A 2,025-nucleotide genomic window follows, 5' to 3' on the forward strand; every position below is an offset into this window, starting at 1 on the left:
CCAACTCAACCTCATAGCCGTTGATGGCCACGATCTTTTGGTGCAGCTTCGGGCCGATCACGGTGCCAGAAACCGAAGCGGTGGTGCCATCGGCCAGGGTTGCCTTGATCGATGTCACGTTGCGATATTCGTCGCTGTGTGAGTCAACGGTTAGCTTCACGTCTACCCCGCGCTGCTCGGCAAGCAACGGCGCGTTCACATAGCTAACCTGCTCGGTGACTGCGTTCTGAAAGAAGCCCTTGAGACCGGCGAGCTTTAACACGGATACGTCGTGCACAGCAATCTCACCGCGAACCTCAACCTCAATGGCGGCAACGTTGCCACCAGAAATTGCAAACAGCACCTGACCCATGTTCTCCATGAGGGCGATGCCCGGCTTCACCGATGAGTCGATGTTGCCACCGGCAACGTTCACAGCATCAGGAACAAGATCGCCAGCAAGCGCCAAACGAACCGACTTGGCAACCGAGATTCCTGCCTTCTCTTGTGCTTCATCGGTTGATGCGCCGAGGTGTGGGGTAACAACAATGTTGTCGAGCTCAAGCAGTGGCGAACTCTTTGGCGGTTCGTTCACAAAAACGTCGAGACCAGCGCCGGCAATCTGCTTTGACTTGAGCGCCTCATAGAGCGCATCTTCGTCGATGATTCCACCGCGCGAACAGTTAACAATGCGCAAGTTCGGTTTTGCCGCAGCAAACTGTGCTGTTGAAATCATGCCGGTGGTTTCAGGCGTCTTTGGAATATGAATAGTAATGAAGTCTGACTGCGCAACCACTTCGTCGAGAGTTGCCAGCGTCACACCGATCTGCTCTGCGCGTGCAGGTGTGACATAAGGGTCATAACCAATCAGGTTTGCACCAAAGCCTGCAAGGCGCTGGGCAACCAGGGTGCCAATGCGGCCGAGGCCGATGATTCCGATGGTCTTTTCATAAAGCTCAACGCCTGTGTATTTCGAGCGCTTCCACTCGCCTGCCTTGAGCGATGCGTTGGCATCTGGAATAAAGCGGGCCAGCGAGAACAGGTGCCCAATGGCCAACTCCGCTGCCGAGATCACGTTTGAGGTTGGTGCGTTAACCACCATCACGCCAGCAGCGGTTGCCGCCTTAATGTCTACGTTGTCGAGGCCAACACCCGCGCGGGCAACAACCTTTAGTTTTGGGGCTGCCGCAATTGCCTCGGCATCAACCTGCGTTGCAGATCTCACAAGGATGGCGTCTGCACCGGCCAAAGCCTTGAGCAGTGCTGGGCGGTCGGTGCCGTCAACGTTCACAATCTCAAAGTCTGGGCCGAGGGCCTCAACTGTGGCGGGGCTAAGTTCTTCGGCGATAATCACAACTGGTTTTGTCATAGAAATAGAGTGCCAGACAAACAGCGCCACACAGGCACGCATCTTTTCAATAAATGAAAGTTATACTTCAATTCGTGAAACCAGAAAAAGCAGCCCTCTCGCCAATTCTTCGCTCTGACACCCAGGGCATGATCTTGGCGCAGCTGTTCATGAACCCTGGCGATGACTTCTCTATATCTGAATTAGCCCGTCAGGCAAACACCTCTGCACCAACTGCAATGCGCGAGGTTGAGCGTTTGCTCGAAAGCCAACTGGTTATTCAGCGAACCGTTGGTCGAGTCCGCCTGATTCAGGTGAACACTAAACACGAGTTGCACGATGCCATTCGCAAGATCGTGGCGTTTAGTTATGGGCCGGCAGCAGTGTTGCCAGCTGCGCTCTATGGAATCGAAGGCCTCGAACAGGCTTTTCTTTATGGAAACTATGCCGCCTATTTAAAGAAAGAACGTGCCAGCGACTCCCCTGAAATTGACCTCTTATTAGTGGGCTACATGAATCGCATCGAAGCGGCGAATGCGGCGAAGCGAGTTGAGGGATATCTAGACCGCTCGGTCAATGTGAAGTTTGTTGGCTCGCAGGAATGGGAAACAGAGAGTTCTGATTTTGTCGTTGAAGTTCTACAAAAAGCTCTGTTCAGACTCCTAATTAACGACTAAAGGTTACTTTGCCTGAATGCA

General features: G+C 53.3%; 2 protein-coding genes. One reads left to right on the forward strand and one right to left on the reverse strand.

Features of this window, described 5'->3' with window-relative positions; translation table 11 throughout:
- The coding region (serA, locus tag Q0L26_RS05840) for a phosphoglycerate dehydrogenase (protein ID WP_296648647.1) at positions 1 to 1,348 on the reverse strand (1,348 nt) is incomplete at its 3' end.
- Between the two features lie 74 nt (positions 1,349 to 1,422).
- Here serA and Q0L26_RS05845 point away from each other — a divergent pair.
- Positions 1,423 to 2,004, forward strand: coding sequence for a hypothetical protein (locus Q0L26_RS05845; RefSeq protein ID WP_296648650.1), 582 nt, complete (start codon positions 1,423 to 1,425; stop codon positions 2,002 to 2,004).
- Positions 2,005 to 2,025: the final 21 nt, after the last annotated feature.

This window comes from Rhodoluna sp., assembly GCF_024641065.1.
Lineage (GTDB): Bacteria > Actinomycetota > Actinomycetes > Actinomycetales > Microbacteriaceae > Rhodoluna.